The 18950-nt window shown below is 64.3% G+C and carries 22 protein-coding genes; 12 read left to right on the plus strand and 10 right to left on the minus strand.

All coding sequences use genetic code 11. The annotated features are described in order from the left end of the window. The first annotated feature begins 151 nt into the window (after positions 1 to 151). Positions 152 to 454, plus strand: a complete 303-nt coding sequence (locus tag PP1Y_RS05990) for a hypothetical protein (RefSeq protein WP_013837187.1) — start codon at positions 152 to 154, stop codon at positions 452 to 454. Positions 455 to 457: 3 nt separating this feature from the next. Here PP1Y_RS05990 and PP1Y_RS05995 read toward each other — a convergent pair whose 3' ends face one another. Beyond that, complete coding sequence (locus tag PP1Y_RS05995; RefSeq protein WP_148274862.1) at positions 458 to 1489, minus strand: nucleoside hydrolase; 1032 nt, start codon at positions 1487 to 1489, stop codon at positions 458 to 460. A gap of 141 nt (positions 1490 to 1630) precedes the next feature. After that, on the minus strand, positions 1631 to 2668 hold the full coding sequence (locus PP1Y_RS06000; RefSeq protein ID WP_013837189.1) for a phytanoyl-CoA dioxygenase family protein: 1038 nt from the start codon (positions 2666 to 2668) through the stop codon (positions 1631 to 1633). A gap of 183 nt (positions 2669 to 2851) precedes the next feature. Between PP1Y_RS06000 and PP1Y_RS06005 the strand changes: the two genes are divergently transcribed. Next, positions 2852 to 3622 carry an aspartyl/asparaginyl beta-hydroxylase domain-containing protein gene (locus PP1Y_RS06005; RefSeq protein WP_013837190.1) on the plus strand — a complete coding sequence of 257 codons (771 nt, stop codon included), beginning with the start codon at positions 2852 to 2854 and terminating at the stop codon, positions 3620 to 3622. A 72-nt stretch (positions 3623 to 3694) separates the two neighbouring features. Here PP1Y_RS06005 and kdsA read toward each other — a convergent pair whose 3' ends face one another. Continuing rightward, on the minus strand, positions 3695 to 4525 hold the full coding sequence (kdsA, locus tag PP1Y_RS06010; protein WP_013837191.1) for a 3-deoxy-8-phosphooctulonate synthase: 831 nt from the start codon (positions 4523 to 4525) through the stop codon (positions 3695 to 3697). 229 nt (positions 4526 to 4754) lie between these two features. Here kdsA and PP1Y_RS06015 point away from each other — a divergent pair, with 229 nt between their 5' ends. From PP1Y_RS06015 to PP1Y_RS06035, 5 genes are read left to right on the plus strand one after another with little or no spacing between them, the layout of a single operon-like run. Beyond that, the gene (locus tag PP1Y_RS06015) at positions 4755 to 5741 is read left to right on the plus strand and encodes an SIS domain-containing protein (protein ID WP_013837192.1); all 987 of its coding nucleotides are present in this window, start codon (positions 4755 to 4757) and stop codon (positions 5739 to 5741) included. 31 nt (positions 5742 to 5772) lie between these two features. Beyond that, positions 5773 to 6624, plus strand: coding sequence for a 3-deoxy-manno-octulosonate cytidylyltransferase (locus PP1Y_RS06020; protein WP_013837193.1), 852 nt, complete (start codon positions 5773 to 5775; stop codon positions 6622 to 6624). Positions 6625 to 6668: 44 nt separating this feature from the next. Beyond that, positions 6669 to 7277: a histidine phosphatase family protein gene (locus tag PP1Y_RS06025; RefSeq protein ID WP_013837194.1), complete on the plus strand. Its 609-nt coding sequence runs from the start codon at positions 6669 to 6671 to the stop codon at positions 7275 to 7277. Further along, complete coding sequence (locus PP1Y_RS06030) at positions 7274 to 8941, plus strand: capsule biosynthesis protein (RefSeq protein ID WP_041558450.1); 1668 nt, start codon at positions 7274 to 7276, stop codon at positions 8939 to 8941. Before PP1Y_RS06025 ends, PP1Y_RS06030 begins: the two co-directional genes overlap by 4 nt. Positions 8942 to 8953: 12 nt before the next feature. Beyond that, entirely contained in the window at positions 8954 to 10171 is a 1218-nt protein-coding gene (locus PP1Y_RS06035) for a glycosyltransferase family 1 protein (protein ID WP_013837196.1), read from the plus strand. Between the two features lie 6 nt (positions 10172 to 10177). On the opposite strand, the gene PP1Y_RS06040 is transcribed toward PP1Y_RS06035, so the two are convergent. The 6 genes from PP1Y_RS06040 to PP1Y_RS06060 form a co-directional block, all read right to left on the minus strand. Continuing rightward, positions 10178 to 10561 carry a hypothetical protein gene (locus PP1Y_RS06040; RefSeq protein WP_051009976.1) on the minus strand — a complete coding sequence of 128 codons (384 nt, stop codon included), beginning with the start codon at positions 10559 to 10561 and terminating at the stop codon, positions 10178 to 10180. Between the two features lie 180 nt (positions 10562 to 10741). Then, entirely contained in the window at positions 10742 to 11470 is a 729-nt protein-coding gene (locus PP1Y_RS06045; RefSeq protein ID WP_013837198.1) for an IS6 family transposase, read from the minus strand. A 38-nt stretch (positions 11471 to 11508) separates the two neighbouring features. After that, the gene (locus PP1Y_RS26470) at positions 11509 to 11634 is read right to left on the minus strand and encodes a hypothetical protein (protein WP_255327347.1); all 126 of its coding nucleotides are present in this window, start codon (positions 11632 to 11634) and stop codon (positions 11509 to 11511) included. Next, on the minus strand, positions 11631 to 11969 hold the full coding sequence (locus PP1Y_RS06050) for a type II toxin-antitoxin system RelE/ParE family toxin (protein ID WP_013837199.1): 339 nt from the start codon (positions 11967 to 11969) through the stop codon (positions 11631 to 11633). Before PP1Y_RS06050 ends, PP1Y_RS26470 begins: the two co-directional genes overlap by 4 nt. Then, a complete protein-coding gene (locus PP1Y_RS06055) occupies positions 11966 to 12205 on the minus strand; it encodes a type II toxin-antitoxin system ParD family antitoxin (protein WP_013837200.1) in 240 nt (79 codons plus the stop codon). Before PP1Y_RS06055 ends, PP1Y_RS06050 begins: the two co-directional genes overlap by 4 nt. Before the next feature lie 215 nt (positions 12206 to 12420). Continuing rightward, complete coding sequence (locus PP1Y_RS06060) at positions 12421 to 13185, minus strand: IS6 family transposase (protein ID WP_013837201.1); 765 nt, start codon at positions 13183 to 13185, stop codon at positions 12421 to 12423. Positions 13186 to 13237: 52 nt separating this feature from the next. On the opposite strand from PP1Y_RS06060, the gene PP1Y_RS06065 reads away from it, so the two are divergent. Then, positions 13238 to 13564, plus strand: a complete 327-nt coding sequence (locus tag PP1Y_RS06065) for a hypothetical protein (protein ID WP_013837202.1) — start codon at positions 13238 to 13240, stop codon at positions 13562 to 13564. 9 nt (positions 13565 to 13573) lie between these two features. Here the strand turns inward: PP1Y_RS06065 and PP1Y_RS06070 are convergent, their stop codons facing one another. Next, positions 13574 to 14230, minus strand: a complete 657-nt coding sequence (locus PP1Y_RS06070) for a GntR family transcriptional regulator (RefSeq protein WP_013837203.1) — start codon at positions 14228 to 14230, stop codon at positions 13574 to 13576. Between the two features lie 130 nt (positions 14231 to 14360). Between PP1Y_RS06070 and PP1Y_RS06075 the strand changes: the two genes are divergently transcribed. The 4 genes from PP1Y_RS06075 (at position 14361) to PP1Y_RS06090 (ending at position 18947) form a co-directional block, all read left to right on the plus strand. Beyond that, a complete protein-coding gene (locus PP1Y_RS06075; RefSeq protein WP_013837204.1) occupies positions 14361 to 16058 on the plus strand; it encodes a CocE/NonD family hydrolase in 1698 nt (565 codons plus the stop codon). Between the two features lie 2 nt (positions 16059 to 16060). After that, on the plus strand, positions 16061 to 17197 hold the full coding sequence (locus tag PP1Y_RS06080; RefSeq protein WP_013837205.1) for a CapA family protein: 1137 nt from the start codon (positions 16061 to 16063) through the stop codon (positions 17195 to 17197). Positions 17198 to 17202: 5 nt separating this feature from the next. Beyond that, positions 17203 to 17640 carry a TRAP transporter small permease subunit gene (locus PP1Y_RS06085; protein ID WP_232512294.1) on the plus strand — a complete coding sequence of 146 codons (438 nt, stop codon included), beginning with the start codon at positions 17203 to 17205 and terminating at the stop codon, positions 17638 to 17640. 62 nt (positions 17641 to 17702) lie between these two features. Then, positions 17703 to 18947, plus strand: coding sequence for a TRAP transporter large permease (locus PP1Y_RS06090; protein WP_232512295.1), 1245 nt, complete (start codon positions 17703 to 17705; stop codon positions 18945 to 18947). Positions 18948 to 18950 lie beyond the last annotated feature (3 nt).

An 18950-nucleotide genomic window follows, 5' to 3' on the forward strand; every position in this document is an offset into this window, starting at 1 on the left:
CCCTGATGTCATTTCTGTCATAAACACCGGGCAAAACAGGCAAGCGCATTGAAAGTTCCCGATAAACTGATGAGATTCTCGAGATTTATGCTTAACTGAAATTAACCGGCATCGCGAAACCCGCCTCGATCCGACAGATTGCGGAGATCGAATGAACCTCATCGAACATGCCTTCTGGGCCCTGGCGATCCAGACCGTGGTTGGCCTTTTTACGCGCAACTGGTGGGCCGGCGCGGCTCTCGCCTGCGGCTATTTCCTCGGCCGCGAAATGGCCCAGGCCGAGTATCGCTGGATCGAGCAGTTCGGCCACGGCCTGCGCGCCAACATGCCCTGGTGGGGCGCCTTCGATGGCCGCGTCTGGCCCAAGGCAGACCAGTTCGCCGACTGGATCGGGCCGATCCTCTCGACCTGTTCGCTGGCGTTGGTGATGGGGCGAAGGCGGAAGAGCGACTGATGCCTAGACGGTGGGTCCCATGGCTTTGAACTTGGCCACCATGTCCCGGATCGTGAGAGTGGAATCGACGGTTCTGTAGACCCGCATCGGCCTTCCGCCCGGGTTCTCCTCATAGTGACCGTCTACAGCGAGGCGCGGGGTGGGCTTGAGGATATAACGGCTCGATGCCGGATCGGGCTGGATAGGGGTCATCAACGCGGTCAGCGTCACCAGCGGGCTGTCACCCAGCACATATACCTCGCTGGAAGGGGGCGTGGGGAAGCCCGGAATCTTCGCCAGCGCATCCGCCATGTTATCGAGCTCCCGCTTGAGATGGCCGACCAGTGGGCTGACAGCGGCCAGTTCGTTCAGCTCTGCGAGAGAGAACAGCACCTGGCGATAGACGTCGCGGGGCACTTGCCAGATCTCGATGTCGGATTCGTTGAAGACGATCCGGGCGGCCAAGGTGTCCACGGAGAAATTGAATTCCGCTTCGTCGGGTCCGGGGGGCGGATAGGCGAACCCGGGATGTTCGCGCCCGCCGATCCAGACGAGTTTGAGGCGCCGGCCGATCTTCGGTTCGGCGAGCCAGGCAAGGGCGAGTTCGGTCAGGCTGGCCCCTGCAGCGTAGAACAACGGTTCGTCAGCGTCCTCGCGCATCGCCTCACGCACTATGGCAGCGCTCGCCGGGCTGGGCTTCCAGTCGGAGCGCGATGCAATTGGCAGCTCTGCCCCGGCGAGGATCGGCGGCCGCTGCGCAAGGTTCATCACCTCCATCAGTTCCTGCGCCTTGGCCGCACCGGCTGTGGCTGAAGCCGGGCCGCCAAATTTCACGGGCAAGTGCGAGGAGACGACCAGCGGGATCGTGGCCGAAGGACTGAGCAAATGATGCGCCAGCTGAAACAGGCCGTCCGGATCGCCGGCAAAGTCGTTGTCGATGATGACACGGGCAATGGCACGCTTTCCGGCAGCAGTTGCAAGCCCGCCGCTTGCCACCGCGGCCAAGAACGCGCCGGTCGATCCGATGAAGACCCTGCGGTTCAGGTGCATTGCCATGGTTTTCCTTTTCCCTGCTTTCAGTGACGGTGAGAATAGACGTCAGGAATTTGCAGGGGAAATAAGGAAATTACCGTTTCCCATAGCTTTGGCCTATGTCGGAAACGAACATCAAGCCATGTCGAGACCCTTGTCCTGCGCTCATGCCCCCGCATCAGTCGGGCGGCGATGACCGGCGGGTTTCCAGGGCTGGCCGATGCGGGCTTCGAAGCGGTCCCGGAAGGACCATAACCAGCCAATGCGCCGTTCCGCGATGCCGGGCAGGCTGAGCAGGTCGCCGCCGAGCCAGGGCAGGAAGGGATTGCGGCGGGCGTAGGACCAGATCTCCACGCGTTCGCCGCTGCTTTCCGCTTTCCCGCGGGCGTGGAAGCCGCCGGTATCGGCCACTACCAGCGTATTGGCGGGCAGGGCGAGCGGTTCGGCCTGACCCAGGCCCATGTCTTCGAGGTCCTGCGGCGTCACACGCGGCGAGCCGCGCGCCGAAAGTCGGTCGATCGACTTGGCGTCGCGCAGGCTGCGCCGCTTTTCCCAGGCAAGCCGGGCTTCGTCGAAGCGGTGTGAGCCGCGCACGTAAGTGAAGGGGCCTTCCTCGACCGAAACGGGATTGAGGAACAGCCACGCCTTCATCGATGCGTGGAAGCTGTCCGCGTGGACGGACTCCTGCGGATCGGGTTCGTTGCCGCCGCAATGGCTGACGATTGTCTGGATGTAGTGCAGCGGTGTCGTGCGGAAACCGGCCACGTAGTGGAAGAGCGCAAGCAGATCCTTGCGCGCCAGCAAGGCCCGCAAGGCCGGAATGGCTGAAAGCATCTGCGGGTCGATCGCCATGCGGCGGGTGATCGCATCGCCCTGGCGCATCTCGCGCGCGGGGCCTTCATAAGCGAGAAGGGCCGCGCGCAGGGCAGGGAATTCGGCAGGCGGGACGACATCGTGCACGACGACGAAACCGTCGCGCTCAAACGCCTCGCGCCAGTCGGGACGCAGCTTTCCGGCAAGGCGGCGGCGGCGCCAGCGGCACAGCGCATCGGCAAGGCGCACCCGGGAGCGGTGCAGGCCCCAGCGGTTCAGCCGGTTCGAACCGATCAGCGGATTGTCGAGGAAGCTCTTGGCGGACGTCATCAACTGCAGCGCCCATACAGGGGAGAGCAGGATCGTCTTTGCCTTGGCCCGGACCGTCATGCCCGGTCCATCTCATTGCTGCGCATCGCTCCCCCTTGCCGCCAAGCGAGGGGTGATGGCAAGCCCATCCGGACAGTCCTGCGTCCCGATCGCTCTGGACAAGGCGATTGCGGTCATGGAAAATTCCGCGCGGACGGGTATAGGCCGACCTTTGAAACATGATCATCAAAATGGAGCCGGTTCTTGAACTGGAACGAAACACTCAAGTCACGCGGGTGGAAAGTCCCCTTCATCAACAAGTCACTGTTCCAGATCGGCAAAGAACTGCGCCCCAAGATCGACGGTGTGATCATGCGCGATTCCCGGATCCCCGACAGTGCAGTTCAGGACAAGAGCTTCTTTGCCTGGATTCCGCGGCTCGAGGCGCGCTGGCAGGACATTCGCGACGAGGCATTGCGGATCCGCGCAGAGGATATTCCCTCCCTGGGCGACATCTCGTTCGATCACGGCCGCATTGCCGCCGACAAGCGCTGGCGCGCATTCTTCCTCAAGGGCTATGGCTACCGCATGGAGGCCAATGCGGCCCGTGCGCCGGTCACTGCGGCCTTGCTCGACAAGGTGCCCGGCCTCGTCACGGCGAACTTCTCGGTGCTGGAGGCGGGAGGCCACATTCCCCGGCACTGGGGCATGACCAAGGGCATGCTGACCTACCATCTCACGCTGCGCGCCCCGCGGGATTGGGACAAGTGCCGCATGCACCTGGAGGAAGGCGAAGCCGTCCATGTCCTCAACTGGCAGGACGGGCAGTCCTTCCTGTTCGACGACATGTTCAACCACGAAGTCTGGAACGAGACCGGGGAAGACCGCTATGTCCTGCTCATCCAGATCAAGCGGCCCTGTCGCTGGCGCGGCAACCTGATACAGAACCTTTTCCTGTTCGGCGTGCGTCATTCCCGCTTCGTGCAGGACATCCGCAAGGCGATCGAGAAGGCCGGCGGGCGCGTCGCGGGTTGAGGCGTGCTGCCTGGCCCGGTCCGCTGTTAGCCGCGTGACTTAGGATTGCTTCGCCGACAGCTGCTTACCCGGTCAAAGGTCCTTGGTGACCGAATCGATGGCCTGCAATTTCTGCAGCAGGGGCGCAAAGTCGGCGAGGGGCAGGGCATTGGGGCCGTCCGAAAGCGCCTTGTCCGGGTCCGGATGGGTTTCCATAAACAGGCCCGCGACACCCGCGGCGACGGCGGCGCGGGCCAGCAGGGGCACGAATTCGCGCTGGCCGCCCGAGCGTTCGCCCAAGCCGCCCGGCTGCTGCACCGAATGCGTCGCGTCGAACACGACCGGGCAACCGGTGTCGGCCATGATCGAAAGCCCGCGCATGTCGCTGACGAGAGTGTTGTAACCGAACGAGGTGCCGCGTTCGCAAAGCATGAAATTGTCCGGCTCGAGATCGGCGGCGGCAGCGGCATTGCGCGCCTTGGCGACGACCTGCTGCATGTCGGCGGGCGCCATGAACTGCGCCTTCTTGATGTTGACCGGCTTGCCCGACCGGGCAACGGCCGCGATGAAATCGGTCTGGCGCGCAAGGAACGCGGGGGTCTGCAACACGTCGACCACTTCGGCGACAGGCGCGACCTGCGCCGGTTCATGCACGTCGGTCAGCACGGGAAGGCCGGTTTCGCTGCGCACTTTTTCCAGGATGCGCAGGCCCTCGTCCATGCCAAGCCCGCGGAAGGAGCGGTCGGAACTGCGATTGGCCTTGTCGAACGAGCTTTTGAAAATGAGCAGCAGGCCGAGTTTGCGCGCCACATCAGCAAGATGCTCGGCCACGGAAAGTGCCAGCGCCTCACTTTCGATAACGCAGGGTCCGGCTATCGCGAATAAAGGGCGGTTCGTCCCAATCTCACGGTTGCACAAAAGCATCGCATCGCACCTTAAATATCTGAAACATCTAGATCGGAGCTATCTGGGCAGCTATGCTGCATTGCGGTGTTAATCTCGCCCATGACCCTTGGCCCGGTTTGATTGCGCTGGCAATCCCCAGCGGCTTCAAATATGCTGCGTCCTCGAATAGGCGTCGTGTGCAAGATTAACTTTAAGTAAAGTTTGCTGCGGTAGCTACATTCAAAAGCGGCGGTTTTTTAGGGGCATTATGAAAATCGAAGCTTTGCAGACGCGCTATGCTGCATCTGCGCTCAAGACTCTGGATATCGAGATGCAGGCGCTCACGACCTTGCGTGCTGCGCTGCAAAGTCCGGGCCTCAGCGATGCCGTTGAAAAGGCGATCAATGCCTTTGCCAATACCCGCGGCCGCATCGTCGTTACGGGCATGGGCAAGAGCGGTCACATCGCGCGCAAGATCGCCGCGACCATGCGCTCCACGGGAACCTCCGCCCTGTTCCTTCACCCCGGAGAGGCGAGCCACGGCGACCTCGGCGTCATCGGCCGCGACGACGTTGTGCTGGCCATCACCTGGTCGGGCGAGACCAAGGAACTGAACGACATCTTCCACTATTGCCGGCACTACGGCGTGGAACTGATCGTCGCGACCGCGCACCCCGACAGCACCGCCGGCCGCGCCGCCGATATCTGCCTGCAGCTGCCTGTCGTGCGCGAAGCCTGCCCGAATGAACTGGCGCCCACGTCATCGACCACGCTGCAGCTTGTCCTGGGCGACGCCCTGGCCGTGGCCCTGATCGAGGCGCGCGGATTCACGCCTTCGGATTTCCGCGTCTTCCATCCCGGGGGGCGTCTTGGCGCACAGCTTGCCACCGTGACGGAAATCATGGGCATCGGCGATGCCATCCCGCGGGTTCATCGCAATGCGACGCTGGTCAACGCGACGCTGGAAATGAGCCGCAAGCGCTACGGCTGCACGGCAGTGGTCGACGAGAACGACATGCTGGTCGGCGTCTTTACCGATGGCGACCTGCGCCGCTGCATCGTCGTCAACAATCTGTCGGATACCATCGGCAATCACATGTCCACCGATCCGGTCACCGTCCCCGGTAATGTCCTGCTGCCCGAAGCGCTGCGCATCATGAACGACAATTCCGTCTCGGTGCTGTTCGTTGTCGAGGCCGGCAAGCTCGTCGGGGTCGTCCACATGCATGACATCGTGGGTGTCGGCATTGCCTGAAGCCGGGCCGACGCCCCGCGATTTTCATTCCATGGCCGATAGCGCAGATCCGGACGCTGCCGATCTCATCGTCATTCCGGCGCGTTATGGCTCCACCCGGCTGCCGGGCAAGCCGCTGCTCCCGATAGCCGGTCGCACCCTGCTTGAACGGGTCGTCGCCGTCGCTCGCGGCGCGGCGGCGCAGGCCGGGAATTGCACAGTCGTGGTTGCGACCGATGACCAGCGCATCGCCGAACACGCACGCGACCTTGCGGTTCGTGCCGTCATGACGCCCGCTTCGCTCGATTCCGGTTCCGCGCGCGCCTTTGCCGCGGCCAGCGTGATGGACCGGGCGCCCGGCCTCGTCGTCAATCTGCAGGGCGATGCGCCGTTCATTCCGCCGGGCGTCGTGGCCGGCCTGATCGAGACCTTGCGCGCGGGTAGCGCCGATGTTGCCACGCCCGTCTATCGTCTGGACTGGGATCGCCTGGATCGGTTGCGCGCGCACAAGCAGACGGCCCCGTTCAGCGGCACGACTTGCGTGCGCGATGCCAGCGGCAATGCCCTGTGGTTTTCAAAGACCATCATTCCCGCAATCCGCAACGAAGCGAAGCTGCGCGAGGCAGGGCCGCACTCCCCGGTCTGGCAGCATCTGGGACTTTACGGCTATCGCATGGCTGCGCTCGAATGGTTCGCCCGCAGCGGGCCGACGCCTTGCGAGCAACTTGAGGGCCTTGAGCAATTGCGCTTCCTCGAAGGGGGGCGGACGATCGCTACGGTCGAAGTGGAGATGCCGCAGCACGCCCTTTCCGGTATCGATACCCCTGAAGACCTGGCCCAGGCCGAAGCCGCGATAGCCCGGCTCGGCGATCCCTATCCCCAGGAACCAACCCTTTGCGAATGATCGCTCTTTGCGCCCGCCGCCGCGTCGGGTAGGCGCCTTGCGTAATGTTCGTAATCGTCCGCCATGGCAACACTTTCGCTGCCGGGGAGACCCCGCGCCGGATCGGTGCGCGCACTGACCTGCCGTTGACCGAGAAGGGGCGCGAGCAGGCCCGGGCGCTGGCCGCGCATTTTGCAGCGCAGGGATGGGTGTTTGCGCGCGCCTTGGTCTCGCCGCTCCTGCGCACACGCGAAACGGCGCAGATCATCCTCGATGCGCAGCATGGCGGGGCCAAGGCCGAGCCCTGTGCATGGCTGCGCGAGATCGATCACGGCCCCGATGAAGACCGGAGCGAAGAAGCCGTGCTGGCGCGCATCGGCATCGAGGCACTCACCGCCTGGGAACGCCATGCCGCGCCGCCGCCCGACTGGCAGGTCGACGCCGAAATGCGGCTGCAGGGCTGGCGCGATCTCTTCGCGAAGCGGGATGCGCAAGGCCCGGCCCTGCTCGTCACCAGCAATGGCGCGGCCCGTTTTGCATTGATGGCCGATCCGGCGCTGGCTTCGGCCATGGACCGGCTCGACAGTCTGAAACTGCCTACCGGCGGCTACGGAGTGATCCGGCGCAGTGACGGGGGCGGACTGATGCTCGAGTCCTGGGGCCTGCGCCCGTGACCCCTTCGCTGCCGCTGTTGCGCGCCCCGCCATTCCCGGACGCAGACGCCTCTGTCTCGCAAGTCGGCGCGGTGCAGGCGCTTCCCGAGGCCGATGCCCTCCTCGCGCGCATTCGCGCAGCACGCGTCGGCGGCAGCTTCTGGTCGCCACCTGCCGAGATCGCCAACCCGGCGAGCATGGTCCTGCGCCCGAGGGACCCGGCCGAGATTGCCGAATTGCTGGCGGCTCTCGATCCGGAGCAGCGCAGGTCCGCGCTTTGGCTCGGTAACGGGCTGAAAGCGCTGGATCATGCGCTTGCGGCCCTGACCCGCCGCGAAGGCGGCAGATTCCGGTCCGAAGTCGACCCCTGGTCCGCGCTCGATGGCACCGGCCTGCTCAAGGCGCATGGCGACGATGAATGGACCGCGCTCGCGGCCATTGCCGGTGTCCCGGTGCAGGTTCTGTCGCCGGGCCCGTTCGGCGCTCCCGGCGAGGATGCCGCGACGCTGCGGCGCCGTGCGGCCAAGGCCATCGCAGCCGCGCACTACCGCGATCCCTTCCACGACACCGCGGCCACCCTCGGTGCGACTATCGATCTTCTCGCCGAATGGCGGCGGGTGCTCGAAGGCAACCGTGGCATTGTCGCGGCCTGCGGCATGGCCTGGTGGAAGCGCGAGGAAATACGCCGGTTCCTCTGGGCCCCGGGCCAGAAGCTCAAGCTCGTCTCACGCTCGCGCCGGGCGCTCGCCATTGCCCGCAGGCAAAGCGGTGCAGTAGCGATCTGGCCTTCGCGCATCTCCCCCGGGCTGCTCGCGCAGGCCCGCAAGGACAAGGTGCCGCTGGTGCGCGTGGAGGACGGCTTCGTGCGGTCGGTCGGATTGGGCAGCAATCTGGTCCCGCCGCTTTCGGTGGTGGTCGACCGGCGCGGGATCCACTTCGACCCGACCGCCCCCAGCGACCTCGAGGCGATCCTTGCCACAAGCGCGTTCCCGCCTGAGCTGATCGACCGGGCGAGGACCCTGCGCGAGACCATCGTCTCGGCCGGTATCAGCAAGTACGCCGCCGGATCGGAAAGCGCATTGCCCCCGCGCGAGACGGGCCGCCGCGTAGTCCTGGTGCCCGGCCAGGTGGAAGACGACATGTCGGTGCTCGCAGGCGGCGGGGGGCTGCATTCCAACCTCGAACTGCTGCGCCGCGTGCGCGCTCTGGAGCCCGAGGCCGAGATCTGGTGGCGCCCGCATCCGGATGTCGATGCCGGGCACCGGGTGGGCGCCGTCGCCGATGCCGAGGCCCTGCGCCATGCCGACCGCATCGTGCGCGAAGGCGGCATGGCCCCGCTTCTTGACGCGGTCGACGCGGTCCACGTCCTCACGTCGCTGACCGGCTTCGAGGCGTTGATGCGCGGGCGCGAGGTGACCTGCCACGGCACGCCCTTCTACTCCGGATGGGGCCTGACCCGCGATCTGGGCGCAGTCCCCGCACGCCGCGGCCGGCCGCTGTCGCTCGATGCACTGGTGGCCGGCGTCCTGCTGCTCTATCCGCGCTACCTCGATCCGGTCACGGGCCTGCCGTGCCCGCCCGAAGTGCTGGTCGATCGCATCGTGCACAAGCACGCGCCGAACCGCCAAGGGTGGATCGAGCCCTTGCGCCGCCTGCAAGGGCGGCTCATGGCCGCCATTCGGTAGGGTGGAGGAGCCGTGACGCAGGTAATTCTCGATATATCGCGCCTGATCTCGCGCGTGCGCTACTCCACGCCCTCGGGCGTCGACCGCGTGGAGATGGCCTACGCCCGCGGGTTGCTCGGGCTATATGGCGAGGACCTTGCCTTTGCCGCAGTTCATCCCACTGGCATCTACGGCCGCCTCCGGCGCTTGGCCGCGCTCGCCTATCTCGACGAGCTGGAACAGCGCTGGTCGCACCAGGACGACAATCCGCGCCAGCGCTCGCTGCCTTCGGTGCTGCCGTGGCTGGCCCGGCTGCTGCCGACAGGCAAGGGCGTAGGCAGTGCCCCCGGCGCCGTGTACCTGCAGGTCTCGCCGCACCACCTGATCAATACCGGCAAGGTACGCGCAATCCTCCGGCGCGAGCAGGCGCGCTTCATGGTCATGGTGCATGACCTGATCCCGATCGAGTTTCCCGAATATGCGCGCCCCGCAGGCGCAGAGCAGCATCGCCGCCGCATGCGGACGGTAGCGGAGCTGGCCGACGCAGTCATCGTCAACTCGGCAGCCACGGGCGCATCGCTGACCCGCTGGATCGAAGCCGAGGGGAACGGCATGGCCCCGCCGCCGGTTCACGTAGCCCTGCTCGGAACGGAACGCCTCGCCCCTGCCGCGCCGGCGTCATTTCCGGACGGGAGGCCCTACTTCCTGTGCCTGGGCACGATCGAACCGCGCAAGAACCACCTGCTCCTCCTGCACCTCTGGCGCCACCTCGCCGAGACGCTGCCGGCAGCCCAAGTGCCGCGCCTCGTCATCGTCGGTCGCCGGGGCTGGGAGAACGAACAGGTGGTGGACCTGCTGGAGCGCTGCCCCGCGCTGAAAGGCCACGTCGAAGAGATCAACAACTGCCCCGATACACGCCTCTCCGCCCTCCTGCGCGGCGCCCGGGCGCTGGTCATGCCCTCCTTCGCGGAAGGCTACGGCATGCCTGTGGCCGAGGCGCTTTCCGTAGGCACGCCCGCAATCTGCAGCGATCTGGCAGCGCTGCGCGAAGTAGGTGGTGAGATCCCGGAGTTCCTCGACCCGCTGGACGGACCGGGGTGGGGGGCAGCGGTCATGGATTATGCGCAGGAGGGACCGCGCTACGGTGCCCAGATGGAGCGCTTGCCGCATTGGTACAATCCGTCCTGGGACGCGCACATGGCTATCGTTGCGGGGGCTGTCGGCGACCTGCGGAACAGCCCGAGGGCCTGATACCGATCAGGTAGGCGAGCTATTCTGCCGATTTTCGGCCTTGGACAGTCTGATCCGTGAGCGGATAATCCCTGCGATCGACTGCGGAGGCGTGGAAGCCATCTGCAAGGCCTCGTCCGCGGTCGTCGTTGCAATGCAAGCCTCCGCTGCGCGGAAGCCATCGTACCAGACCGATTGGTGTTCCCGGTAGTCGCTCCGGAGTTGCTCAGCCAATCGCTCGAGGTTGGCAGCCTGAACGCGCTTGGCGGCCCAGTAGGCGGAATCTTCCCGATGCGTCGCCGCGTGCCGAGCGACGGCCTCGATCTTATCCCTGGACGCCTCGACGCCAAGATCCGTCAGGATCTTTGCAGCGACAAGGCGGTCGACATCCCAGATTTGCGTGCTCTTCATGACACACCTCCATCCAGAGAGTGCGCTTTCGAACACGAAAGTCAATGCAACCTTGGCGGGTAATCTCGACTCAAGAACGACGAATTACGTACTATTGATAATGCATAGTATCATTAGTGCGCTTGGGGGTTCTGTCGCAAACTTTGGCCGGCCGTGCGGCTTGCTCTTTGACTTTGTATTTCAGGCTGCAAGGCTGTCGAACTGATCTGCGAAGGACGGATTGCGGGCGTCGTTGGCAGGTATCATCTGGCCCTTGCGGATCATGTGAATGAGTTCGATGCCCTCGAGGATGACGCCAGCGGTGGCTTGGGACTTGAAACCGAGCATGGGCCGGATGCGGCGCTTGATGCGCCGGTGGTCCTGCTCGATCCGGTTATTCATGTATTGGCTCTGCCGGACCTTGAGCGGCTCGGCCTTCGACCGAGTTCGCATCCTGACTTCGGCATGGCATGTCCGCGCAGCTTCCAGATTAGTCTGGCTGCCGTCGATGGTCAGCTGGACGGGCAGGCCGTGGCGCTTGTAGGCCCTTCGGAAGAAGCGCTTCGCATCCCTGAGATTGCGCGTGTTCGAGAACAGGAAATCGACTGTGGCGCCCGATTTGTCGATCGCCCGGTAAAGGTACATCCACTCGCCCTTCACCTTGATGTAGGTCTCATCGAGGTTCCATTTGCTAGTCACCGACCGCTTGCGAGCGTTGAACGCGTCCAGCAATTGTGGCGTATAGTGCAGTACCCAGCGGTGGATCGTCGAATGGTCGACCGCCACGCCGCGCTCGGCGATCATTTCCTCGAGATCCCGCAGGCTCAACCCGTAGGCCAGGTACCAGCGTACGCACAGCATGATCAGCGAGCCCTCGAAATGGCGACCCTTGAACAACAATCTCTTCCCCGAATGCCGAAACTGCGCCATCCTTCTCACATCGCGCCAAAGTTTCCGACAGAACCCCCTCAGGCACTTCTTCCAGCAACAAGCGGGACCCCCGGTCCCCATCCGTGCCGGGCCATGATTTCCTTGGGCAACTGGAGTTCGCCGTTCCCGTCGACCTCGATCAACAGGTCATCCTGTTTGTTCATACCGAAGCCTCCGGGACCTCGCCCTCCATCCACGCGGGGATATCGCGTTTGGCATGGAGCACGCGCCAGACATCAATACTGGCTTCAGCCTCGACATAGAAAACCAGCCAAGGATAGCCTTGAATGCGCCATGAACGCAGACCCGGCAGGTTGAGTTCATGCGCCCAGCGCGGCGAACCGATGCCGGGCACCTTGCCGATCGCGGCGTAGGTCCGCTCCAGCGCGTCGATAAAGCCGAGAGCCACTTCCGGTCCGGCCTCCGCGAGGTAGTGTTCGATCGCATTGTCGATGTCGGTACGCGCCACAGCGCGCGGCACGACCGGTTTGGACGTCACGACGCGGCGCTGCGCTTTACTCGGGCGCGCAAGCCGTCAAAGTAGCCCTTATCCGCCGGGGCGCCTGACGCAGAATTCGCTCCTTCCAGCAGAAGCGAGCGAAGCTTCTGGATGTCCTGATCCTTGCGAATCAACTCCCGGACGTATTCGCTGCTGGTGCCGTAGCCGCGCGTGGAAACCTGTTGGTCCACGAACGACTTGAGTCCTTCCGGGAGCGAGATGTTCATGGTCGACATATTGACTCTCATAGCGACTTTTTGACTCTCATAGCGACTTTGGCAAAATTTGGCAAGCTTTGTTCCCGGCTGTTGAGCTGCCCCGTCAAGAGGCTCTGTTGCAAACCTTGAAGCGTCCCGGGTTTTCCGGAGGCTATTCGGTTTGACTCAGGCAGCCATATCGGCTCTGTTGCAAACATCGGCATTGGCGGAACTTTTCGCCCTGGCTTTCAGGATCAGGCAGCGTTCGCGAAATGCTGATTGAGCATGTCCATGGTTTCGGTCAGGGCTGATGGCCCAATGCCAAATGCTCTTTCGACAAGACGCACTTCCCCCTTGATCCCCTTCTCCAGGCACCACGCTCGGGCTTGCCCTTTGCGTAGGGCACGCATGACCTCAAAGCCTTTGATCGTGGCGTAGGCGGTGGGCATCGATTTGAAGCCACGTACAGGCTTGATCAACATCTTGAGTTTGCCATGGTCGGCCTCGATCACGTTGTTCAGATATTTCACCTGCCGATGCTCAGTGTCCGGGGCCAGTTTGCCTTCTTGTTTCAGTTGGGCGATTGCCGCGCCGTAGCTTGGTGCCTTGTCGGTGTTGAGTTTCGTCGGCTTCTCCCAGTCTTTCAGTCCGCGCAAGGCTTTACCCAGAAAACGCTTTGCAGCCTTTGCGCTGCGGGTCGGGGACAGGTAAAAATCGATCGTATCGCCCCGTTTGTCGACCGCCCGATACAGGTAGGTCCACTTGCCCCGCACTTTGACGTAGGTTTCATCTAGGCGCCAACTCGGAACAAAGCCGCGCCGCCAGAACCAGCGGAGCCGCTTCTCCATCTCGGGCGCATAGTGCTGAACCCAGCGATATATCGTTGTGTGATCGACATCGATCCCGCGTTCGGCCAGCATTTCCTCAAGATCGCGGTAGCTGATACCGTACCGGCAATACCAACGCACCGCCCACAGGATTACCTCGCCGGCAAAATGCCGCCCCTTGAAATCATCCATCACAACCAGCCTTGCCAACCCAAATCGGCAGTCTTGGTGATCACGCGAGAGTTTGCAACAGAGCCGCCTTGCGCGCCTGCACGCCCCGACGCTGTGGCTGAGCGGCGATCCGAGCGACATTGCCCACAAGAACGCACAGGCGGATTTCGCCGCTGTCGCCGGGTTGCCTGCCGCCTGGGTCTGGCACGAAGGCACCGGCCACGCCGAACACTATCGCAAGGTGCACGGCGGCGAGTTCGTCGAGCCGGTCGTGTCCTGGCTCGATTGGCAACTCAAAGGCGTGCGCTCGCAAGGCGCGATGTTCAAGAGCGCGGATTGCGGCCTGTGTACGCAGAGCGGCTGGCATGTCTCCACCAAGGCGCTCGACGACCAGCCGTGAATACAGGTTCTACCCCAGGACTTCGCTGTCGATCTGGTTGAGCGTGTCCAGGCCCGCCGCAACGTGGCTGCGCATGGCGTTTTCGGCGGATACGGGATCGTTGGCCATGATCGCATCGATGATGCGGCGATGGTCGGCATTGGCTGCGCGCAGCCGATTGGCGCTGTAGAAGCTTTCGAACATCAGGCGGTGCACGGGCACGTGCAGGCGTTCCAGTAGTTGACCCGCAACGGCGTTTCCGGCCCCTTCGATCAGCAGCTGGTGCCATTCCATGTTGAGGCGGCCGAAGCGTTCGGATTCGTTTTCCTCGACGCAGGCTTCCAGCTGGACCTGCAGATCCAGCAGGCGTTCGCGCTGGCCGCTGGTGGCGTTATGGGTGAAATCAGCCGCGCAGCTGCCTTCAAGGGCCGCGCGGCAGCGATAGATCTGGCGGATCTCCTCGTGCGTTGCGCTGCGAACCGATGCACCGCGAAATTCCTCGGTGTGGACAAGGCCTTCGCCTTCGAGCCGCTGGAAGGCCTCGCGCACCTTGAAGCGGCTGGCCCCGGTCTGGCGCATGATGTCGGCTTCCACCAGACGCTGGCCGGGAACCATGCGCCCCTTGCGGATGCGATCGCGGATCCACTCGGCGATTTCCGAGGCTCCGGGTGTTTTCTTGTCTGTCATCGTATCGGCTCGCAGGCTGTGGAATTTTCGAGGATGATATTGTCAATAATAATATTGTCAATTTTTCGATTGCAATGATTCATTGCATTCCCAATCATGTACGCAAGCAAGAACGGGAGAGCGTGTAAACATGATTCGAAGCGTTGTGGGCGCCGCTCTCGGCCTTACCTGTACAACGGATGCGCTGTCCCAAGACTATCCCGATTACCGGCGTGAATCTTTCTATGTCCCCGCTGCCGATGGCACCCGTCTGGCTGTGAATGTTTACCGTCCGGCCACCGGCGACATGGTAGAGTCCAGGCCCCTGCCGGTGATCTTCGCGGCAACGCCCTATCGTGCGCGCTATCGCGACGAGAACGGCAAAGTCGTCGAACTGGCTCTGGGCGACAGGCTGGCGCTGCGCTCGCTGATCCGGGCCGGCTATGTGGTGGCGACGGCTGACGTTCGCGGCAAGGGCGCTTCGTTCGGCACGCGACGTGGATTCCAGGATCGCACCGAAGCGCGTGACAGTCATGACCTGATCCAGTGGCTGTCGCGGCAACCTTATGCCACTGGGAAGGTCGGCATGGTCGGTTGCTCCTATCTCGGGGGCACCACGTTTCAGGCCGCGGCCAGCGCGCCTTCCGCGCTCAAGGCCGTGTTCATCGGTGCGTCCGATATCGACAAGTACGCCTTCGTGCGGCGCGGCGGGATCGCGGCCCAGTTCAACACCCGCCCTGATGAACCGGCATCCTACGATCTGGCCAGCGTGCCGGTTGATGCGGACCCCAAGGGAGAGCAGCTGGCCCAGGCCGTGGCCGGCCATGCCGCAAACACGCCGATGGCGGGCCTGTGGTATTCCATGCCCTATCGCGACAGCGTGTCTTCGCTCACGGGAAATGCCTTCTGGCAGGAAGTCGCACTCTACGATCGGCTCGACGCCATGCGCAACGCGGGTATCGCCACCTATTTCTGGGGCAACTGGCATGATGAGCCGACCGCCCAGTCGATCCAGAGCGCAGCCAGCCTTGGCGGGCGCTTCCTGGGTGGCCCGGGCGATCACTGCAATCCGCCGCCCGGCTTCGATTTCACCGGCGAGATCCGCCGTTACTTCGATTTCCACCTGAAGGGCGAAGCGAACGGGCTGGAGCAGCAGCCGCGCGCAACTTATTGGGCGGAAGGCAAGGGCTGGGTCAGGTCGCAGGCCTTGCCGGGCGAGCAGTCTCATCCCGTGACATGGTATCTGTCGCCGGGTGATGTCTCCATGAAGGGGCGCGGCCATTTGGCCCCAATGCCCGGACGCGCGGCTCACGACAGCTTCGCCGTCGACTACGAGCTGGGTGACAGCGCCTATTTCGCGTTCTGGGTCGATCCCATGGATGCCCATGGCCCCAGCTATTCCAGCGCGCCGCTTGGCCAACCCATGACGCTGGTGGGCTTTCCCCGGGTCCAACTGACGGTTTCGTCCAGCACGCCCGATGCCAACGTGTTCGTCTATCTCGACGAGATCGATGCGCAGGGCAAGGCGCAGGTGATTTCGTTCGGTCGACTGGCGCTATCCAGCCGCAAGCTTTCGCCCGCGCCGTACGATACGCTGGGCATGCCCTGGCATTCGGGCCTTGCTGCCGATGCCGCCCCGGTAAAGCCCGGCCGCAAGGTTGCGCTCGATATCGCCCTGACCCCTGTGTCGCGCGTGGTGCCGGCCGGGCACAGCTTGCGCGTAACCGTCACCGGCGCCGATCTGCGCCAGCGCAACCTTGGCGAAATTCGGCAGGACCCGGCTCCGGTTTTGACCGTGTGGCAGGGCGGCGCCGATGCCTCGCGCATAGACCTTCCCGTTCTGGACTGACGATGCCCGAAAACGAAGACATTACCGTGGGGCCGCGCGGCACGCTGCAACTGGTCGTGACCGGTGACCTCGTGCTCGACGAGCCGGACGGCGATCACTGGTTGTCGGGCATTGCGCCAGCGCTGCAGGCGGCGGATATCGCCATCGGTCATCTGGAGGTGCCGCATAGCCGGACGCAGGCCGAACTGGCAGGCGACGTACCGGCGCCGGGCGCGCCACCGGAAAACGTGGCCTCGATTGCGCGCGCAGGCTACGCCATGGTCAGCCTCGCCGGCAACCACATCGCCGATTGCGGCGCGCAAGGTATCGCGGATACGCGCCGGGAACTGGCCGATAGCGGCATCGCGTTTGCCGGAGCCGGCGCGAATCTGGCCGAAGCCGCCGCGCCTGCCTTTATCGATCGTGCGGGATGGCGCGTGGCTTTGCTCAGCTACAACTGCGTCGGCCCCGAGAATGGCTGGGCCGCCGAGGCTGGGGCCGGCTCCAATTATCTGCGGGTGGAGACACTGGACGGTTCGCCCATCGCGCCCGCCGCCCGGCTGGGCGAAGTTGCTCCTGCGGCGCTGACCCGTCTGGCAGCGGAGATCGCATCCGTGCGTGGGAAGGCGGACATCGTGCTGGTCGCCATGCACAAGGGCGTCGTGCATACGACCGCGCAGATCGAGCCTTACGAACGCGTTCTGGCGCGCCACGCGATCGAGGCCGGCGCCGATGCGGTTCTGGGCCACCATGCGCACATCGTTCGCGGCATTGAATTCCATCTGGGCAAGCCGATCTTCCATGGGCTGGGTAACGGTTGCGTGGTAACCAGTGCGCTCAGCCCGGCGCAAGACCATCCGGCGCGGCGCGAGTGGGCAGAACGGCGCAAGAAACTGTTCGGGTTCGAACCCGACCCGGCCTATCATCTGGCACCGTTCCATCCCGAAGCGATCAATGCCTTTTTGGGAACGCTGGACTTCACCGACGGCGAGGCACCACGCGTCGGTATCGTCCCGGTGACGGTCGAGGCGCCGGGGCGTCCGGTGCTGGCCGATGGCGCGCGTGCGCAGGAGATCCGCACTTATTGCGAGGCAATCACGCGCGCGGGCGGACTTGCCCCGGTTGCCATCAGCGCCGACGGATCGGTGAGGGCTGCATGATGGACATGCGCAAGGCTCTTGTCTGTACGGGTGGCACGGCCCTGCTGGCCGCCACCGCGCTGGACACCGCTGGCGTGGTGGGCAGGCATATCGGCCTGCCCCTGCACGGTGTTATCGAGCTGATCCAGCCCGCGATCCTGACGGCGGGTACGGTGGCGCTGCTCTGGGCCACGCTCTGCGCCAGTCATGCCAAGGTGCACCTGGTCGTGGATCGTCTGCCCGAGGCATGGGCGGCGCGGGCGCTTCGCATCGCCGATCTGGCCAGCGCGCTGTTCTTTGCCGGAGTGCTGGCCGGCTCGATCTGGATCGCTGCCGATATGTGGCCCAGTCATGAGCGTAGCGAACTGGTGGGCGTGCCCTGGGCCGCCCTGCGCGTGATCGCGAACATCGGCATCCTGGCGACCATCATCGTCCTGGTTCGACGCCTGGTGCGGAGGCCCTGAAGATTTACGCAAATCCCCAAACCGGCATAGTCGGCGTCCTCATCCTCTTCGTTATGCTGCTGATGGGCATGCCCATCGGCGCGGCACTTGGCCTGGTCGGTCTGGTTGGACTGGTCGCGGTGATCGGGTTCGAGCCGACCCTCATCAAGTCGGGCGTGCTGGCGATCGACACCCTGGCCCGGTACGAGCTGGGCACGCTGCCGCTGTTCATCTTCATGGCGCAACTGTTCTTTGCCGCCAACGCCAGCCGCGACCTGTTCGACGCCGCCGCCAAGATGCTGGGGCACCGGCGCGGCGGCCTGGCCTATGCAGCCATCGGTGGCTGCGCGGGCTTTGGCGCCATCAACGGCTCCAGCCTGGCCACCGCCGCGACGATAGGCATGGTCGCGCTGCCCGAGATGCGCAAGCGCGGCTACTCCGATGCGCTGGCTACCGGCACCGTGGCGGCAGGCGGCACGCTGGGCCAGATGATCCCGCCGTCGGGCGCCCTGATCGTGTTCGGCATCATCGCCGAACAGTCGATCGGCTCGCTTTTTACCGCAGCGATCATTCCGGCGATCACGCAGATCGCGCTTTATGTCGCGGTGGTGTGGGGCCTGGTGTTCTGGAAGCCCGGCCTTGCACCGCGCAGCGAGCGTGCAAGCTGGAGCGAACGCCTGCGTGCGCTGGCCCGCATCGGCGACATGCTGGTTCTGATCGCGCTGGTCATCAGCGGCATAGCCATCGGCTGGATGAGCCCGTCCGAGGCCGCCGCTGTCGGCGCCAGCGGTGCTATCGCGATTGCCGCATGGCGCCGCCGCCTGTCGCGCGCGATGGTTTTCAAGGCCTTCGAGGATACGCTGCGCACCAGCGGCATGATCTTGCTGGTGGTGATCGGCGCGCTGGTGTTCTCGGTCTTCGTCAGCGTTACCGGGCTTGCCGATGCGGCGGGGTCGCTGGTGCAGGACATGGCGCTCGGCCCGCTTGCCACGCTGTTGCTGGTGGCGCTGTTGCTGCTGCTGCTCGGCTCGGTTCTCGACGGCCTGGCGCTCATGCTGCTGACGACCCCGATCCTTCTGCCGATCGTGGAATCGGCCGGGATGACGCCGATCTGGTTCGGCATCTTCATCTGCCGCGCGATGGAGATCGGCTTTGTCCATCCTCCGCTGGGCATGAACCTCTACGTCATCCAGAACGTCGCCAAGGATGTGCCGATTTCGCGCATCTTCAAGGGGGTCACGCCTTTCCTCGTCAGTGATCTGCTGCACCTGATCCTGCTGATCCAGTTTCCGGCCATGGCGCTCTGGCTGCCAGCCCTGTTGGGATAATGA

The organism is Novosphingobium sp. PP1Y, from assembly GCF_000253255.1.
GTDB lineage: Bacteria > Pseudomonadota > Alphaproteobacteria > Sphingomonadales > Sphingomonadaceae > Novosphingobium.

What these genes read in the sequence shown, in the direction of transcription:
- PP1Y_RS05990 (WP_013837187.1), top strand. Translation starts at nt 152, where the DNA reads ATGAACCTCATCGAACATGCCTTCTGGGCCCTGGCGATCCAGACCGTG.
- PP1Y_RS05995 (WP_148274862.1), bottom strand. Translation starts at nt 1,489, where the DNA reads ATGGCAATGCACCTGAACCGCAGGGTCTTCATCGGATCGACCGGCGCG.
- PP1Y_RS06000 (WP_013837189.1), bottom strand. Translation starts at nt 2,668, where the DNA reads ATGACGGTCCGGGCCAAGGCAAAGACGATCCTGCTCTCCCCTGTATGG.
- kdsA (WP_013837191.1), bottom strand. Translation starts at nt 4,525, where the DNA reads ATGCTTTTGTGCAACCGTGAGATTGGGACGAACCGCCCTTTATTCGCG.
- PP1Y_RS06015 (WP_013837192.1), top strand. Translation starts at nt 4,755, where the DNA reads ATGAAAATCGAAGCTTTGCAGACGCGCTATGCTGCATCTGCGCTCAAG.
- PP1Y_RS06020 (WP_013837193.1), top strand. Translation starts at nt 5,773, where the DNA reads ATGGCCGATAGCGCAGATCCGGACGCTGCCGATCTCATCGTCATTCCG.
- PP1Y_RS06025 (WP_013837194.1), top strand. Translation starts at nt 6,669, where the DNA reads ATGTTCGTAATCGTCCGCCATGGCAACACTTTCGCTGCCGGGGAGACC.
- PP1Y_RS06040 (WP_051009976.1), bottom strand. Translation starts at nt 10,561, where the DNA reads ATGAAGAGCACGCAAATCTGGGATGTCGACCGCCTTGTCGCTGCAAAG.
- PP1Y_RS06045 (WP_013837198.1), bottom strand. Translation starts at nt 11,470, where the DNA reads ATGGCGCAGTTTCGGCATTCGGGGAAGAGATTGTTGTTCAAGGGTCGC.
- PP1Y_RS26470 (WP_255327347.1), bottom strand. Translation starts at nt 11,634, where the DNA reads ATGAACAAACAGGATGACCTGTTGATCGAGGTCGACGGGAACGGCGAA.
- PP1Y_RS06055 (WP_013837200.1), bottom strand. Translation starts at nt 12,205, where the DNA reads ATGTCGACCATGAACATCTCGCTCCCGGAAGGACTCAAGTCGTTCGTG.
- PP1Y_RS06060 (WP_013837201.1), bottom strand. Translation starts at nt 13,185, where the DNA reads ATGGATGATTTCAAGGGGCGGCATTTTGCCGGCGAGGTAATCCTGTGG.
- PP1Y_RS06070 (WP_013837203.1), bottom strand. Translation starts at nt 14,230, where the DNA reads ATGACAGACAAGAAAACACCCGGAGCCTCGGAAATCGCCGAGTGGATC.
- PP1Y_RS06075 (WP_013837204.1), top strand. Translation starts at nt 14,361, where the DNA reads ATGATTCGAAGCGTTGTGGGCGCCGCTCTCGGCCTTACCTGTACAACG.
- PP1Y_RS06080 (WP_013837205.1), top strand. Translation starts at nt 16,061, where the DNA reads ATGCCCGAAAACGAAGACATTACCGTGGGGCCGCGCGGCACGCTGCAA.
- PP1Y_RS06085 (WP_232512294.1), top strand. Translation starts at nt 17,203, where the DNA reads ATGCGCAAGGCTCTTGTCTGTACGGGTGGCACGGCCCTGCTGGCCGCC.
- PP1Y_RS06090 (WP_232512295.1), top strand. Translation starts at nt 17,703, where the DNA reads ATGGGCATGCCCATCGGCGCGGCACTTGGCCTGGTCGGTCTGGTTGGA.